2 protein-coding genes and 1 pseudogene are annotated in these 3,956 nt (G+C 69.2%); 2 read left to right on the forward strand and 1 reads right to left on the reverse strand.

Translation table 11 applies throughout. The features are described 5' to 3' along the window. Nucleotides 1-99: 99 nt before the first annotated feature. Nucleotides 100-813: pseudogene (locus tag AC08OX_RS15600) on the forward strand (arylamine N-acetyltransferase family protein); the annotation flags it as partial. Nucleotides 814-830: 17 nt separating this feature from the next. Continuing rightward, complete coding sequence (gene mhpA, locus AC08OX_RS15605; RefSeq protein ID WP_476608481.1) at nucleotides 831-2,534, forward strand: bifunctional 3-(3-hydroxy-phenyl)propionate/3-hydroxycinnamic acid hydroxylase MhpA; 1,704 nt, start codon at nucleotides 831-833, stop codon at nucleotides 2,532-2,534. A 100-nt stretch (nucleotides 2,535-2,634) separates the two neighbouring features. Here mhpA and AC08OX_RS15610 read toward each other — a convergent pair. Next, the coding region (locus AC08OX_RS15610; protein ID WP_476608482.1) for an MFS transporter at nucleotides 2,635-3,956 on the reverse strand (1,322 nt) is incomplete at its 5' end.

Genomic DNA, 3,956 nt, shown 5'->3' on the forward strand with positions numbered 1-3,956 from the left:
TCCAATTCATAGCCACTTAACGCAACAGGCCGTCACACCACGCGACCTTCGCGCGGCCCTGACACCGGATCCCGCGAGCCCACAGCCGAGAACCTCCGTGAGCTGCACGTCCGAAACATGCGGCGGGTGCCGTTCGGCAACTCCCGCAGCGCGGCCAAGGGCCTCGCCGTCTGGGACAATGTGGACGCCCACCCGGACGAGCTCTACCAGCTGCTGGTCACCGAACTGCGGGGCGGGATCTGCCATGAGATCAGCGGGCTGTTCCGGGCGCTGCTGCTCGAACTTGGCTACCAGGTGAGAATAATCTCGGCCGGGGTTCGCGGCGCCGACGACACCTTCGGGCCCGATCTCGAGCACATGATGAACCTCGTAGAGGTCGACGGTGTTCCGTGGCTGGTGGACGTCGGGTTCGCCGGGCCTGGATTCATCGAGCCGGTGCGGGTGTCCGCCGACGTGCAGAGCCAGTACGGATTCGACTACCAGGTCGTACCCGACGGCGACCATCTCGTGCTGCGCCGCCGGACCAGAGACAAGGACTGGCACGCTGTCTACCGGTTCGTGCTACGGGAACGCACGCACGCCGAATGGAAGGCTATCGTCACCGGCGAGAACGACGATCCGTACTGGCACTGGGCCGGCGAGCTGATCAGGGCAGGAACGGCGATCTACGGGCGCGCCACCGACAACGGCCAGCTGCTGCTCGTAGGCCGGCGCTACCTGGTCGCGGAGGACGGGCACGAAAACGTGCGTGTGCTGGCCAGGACCGACGAGTACGAGTCGGCGATCCGGCACATCCTGCTCCAGGACGCCTGAGCGGCGGGCCGGCAGACATGCACACTGTGGACGCCAGCGCGGCCGCCGATGTGGACGCTGATGTGGCGATCGTGGGTGACGGCCCGGTCGGCCAGACACTGGCTGTCCTCCTTGCTCAGCGGGGTTGGCGGGTGACGGTGGTGGACCGCTGGCCCACGCCGTACACGATGTCGAGGGCGGTCGGGTTCGACAGTGAGGCCGCGCGCATCCTGGCGATGGCGGGGATCGGTGACTACCTCCGCTCCGACACAGAGCCGTCGGGCCGGTACGTCTGGCGCAACGCCGCCGGTGATGTCCTGCTCGAGATCGTCGCCTCCGAGCGCGGCTGGTGCCACTGGCCGGACTCCACCTCGATGTACCAGCCGGCGCTGGAGTCGGCGCTGACGGCGCGGGGCACCCGCCTGCCGACGCTGCGGGTGCTGCGCGGCCGGGAGGCTGTCGAGGCGGTCGACCTCGGCGGGCACACCGAGCTGACCATCGTCGACCGAGACGGCCAACGCGAGGTGATCTCCGCGTGGTGGCTGGTTGGGTGCGACGGCGCGAACAGCTTCGTCCGGGACCGGATCGGCACCGCGATGACCGACCTGCACTTCTCCCGCGACTGGCTGATCTGCGACGTCGTCCCGCACGAGCGGCGGGTCTTCGACCCGAACAACATGCAGGTGTGTGATCCGGCGCGTCCCCGCACCGCGGCCTCCGCGGGCCCCGGGAACCGGCGGTGGGAGTTCATGCGGCTGGCCGGCGAGAGCGTCGAGGACCTCGACACCGAGCAGAACGCCTGGCGCCTGCTCGCATCGTTCGGTATCACCCCGGACAACGCCACCCTGCTGCGTCACGCGGTCTACACCTTCCAGTCCCGGTGGGCGCGGACCTGGCGGGCCGGCCGGCTGCTGATCGCTGGGGACACCGCCCACGTGATGCCGCCGTTCGCCGGCCAGGGCATGTGCTCCGGGATCCGGGACGCGGCCAACCTCGCCTGGAAGCTGGACCTGGTGCTGGCCGGCATCGCGGGCCAGGCCCTGCTGGATACCTACCAGCAGGAGCGGGTCCGGCACGTGCAGCACGCCGTCCGTATGTCCGTCGAGATCGGCAAGGTCATCTGCCAGCTCGATCCGGTGGCCGCTGCCGACCGGGACATGGTCATGCTCGGTGCGCGCCGGCGCGGCATCGGCATCGGGGCCCCGCGGGCGGCGGTGCATCCGCTGGAGACCGGGCTGCTCAGCGCGGCCGGCGGAGAGCTGGTCGGCCAACTCAGCCCGCAGGGCCTGGTCCGCAGGCTCGGTCGGACCGGACTGTTCGACGACCTGTTCGGTGCTGGTGCCGCCGGTGGGTCCGGTTTCGTACTGCTGTGCGACGGCGGACTGCCGGACGCCCTGGACCCGCGGTCGCGGGACATCATGCGGGGACTGGGGGTGCGACGGGTGACCCTCGTCGCTGAGGGGTCCGCCGAGCGGGGCCCGGACACGGCGACTGACGTGGAGGGGACCTACCTGCCATGGCTGGCTCAGACCGGCGCGCATGCGGTCCTGGTACGACCGGACTTCTACGTCTTCGGTCAGGCAGCCGACGCGGCCGGTGCCACCGGGCTGCTCGACGAGCTGTCCGGCGGCCTGCGAACCCCGGGGCCAAATGCCGGGACGTCGGTCGTGCCGGTGCCGGACACGGGAGAGCCGGCTGCGCTGGGATCGGGTTCGCGAGGGCCGGAGTCCCACGGCTCCTGATACCCATCAAAGGTGGAGCACGCAGGCAGGAAGGGCCCGGCGAATGACCGCCGGGCCCTTCCTGCCTGTTGTCTGCCGTGCGGTGGGCTCGCTGCTCGGGTCAGGGGGCAGCGAGGCTCGGCTGCGGCTCGTCCGCCAGCGCTCCCTGATGCGGGGCGGGGTTCGGCCGCAACGTGATCGCGGCCACCACTAGGGCGACGAACGTGAAGGCCGCGGCGATCTGGAATCCGAGGTGATAGCCGCCGAGCAGGGCCGAGATCTCCGATGATCCAGAATCGGTGAGGTTGTCGGTGCGGGCCTCGACGAAGGCGCTCAGGACCGTCAGGCCGATCGCCCCGCCGATCTGCTGGCTGGTGTTGAACAGTCCCGAGGCGACACCGGAGTCGCTCGGTGCCGCCGACGACATGCCAAGCCCCATGATCGCCGGCAGTGCCATCCCGACGCCGACGCCCATGAGGACCGTGGCCGGCAGGAAGTCGACCACGTAGGTGCCGTCTTCGCGAGCGAGGGACAGCCCGACGAACGCCAGAACGATCAGCACCAGGCCGGTCAGCAGCATGGTCCGGGGTCCAAACTTCATGATGAGCCTGGCGGACAGGCCGATGGAGATCGCGGCTATGACCACGGCGATCGGCATGAACCCCAGGCCGGCCTCCAACGAGCTGTATCCCAGGATGCGCTGCACGTACAGCGTGCCGAAGTACATCAGTCCGAACATGCCCGCGATCACCAGGAACTGCACGACGTTGGCCGCCGCCAGGTTCGGCGTCCGGAATATCTTCAGTGGTAGCAGCGGCTGCGCGGCGGTGGCCTCGCGGATGACGAACCCGATCAGCAGCACGATGGCCAGCGGGCCGAGTACCAGCGTTTCGGTGGCTCCCCAGCCGACTCGTTCCGCGTTGACGGTCGTGTACACGAACAGCATCAGGCCGGCGGTCACCAGCGCGGCGCCCAGGAAGTCGATGCCCTTGCCGATCCCGAGCCCGGCGTCGCGGTCCAGGGTGCGCAGGGCGCCGAGCACGACCAGCGCGCCGATCGGCGCGTTGATGAAGAAGATCCAGTTCCAGCTGGCCAGGTCGGTCAGAATACCGCCGAGCAGGGGCCCGACCGCGCCGCCCCCCGCGGAGGCGAAGCTGTACGCGGCGATGGCCTGCGCCTGCTGGCGGGGCTCGGAGAACATCGTCGCGACCATGCCGAGAATGCACGCCGAGGCCACGGCGCCGCCAACACCCTGGACGAAGCGGAACGCGATCAGCGTGGCCTCGGAGGTCGCGAATCCACAGAGCAGCGACGCGGCGCTGAACAACGCGATTCCGATTATGAATATGATCTTGCGGCTGATGAGATCGCCCAGTCGTCCCGCGAGCATGAGTAGTCCGCCGAACGGGACGACGTAGGCATTGAGCCTTTCCCGGTAACCGT

The organism is Frankia sp. CoBUL1, from assembly GCF_978021245.1.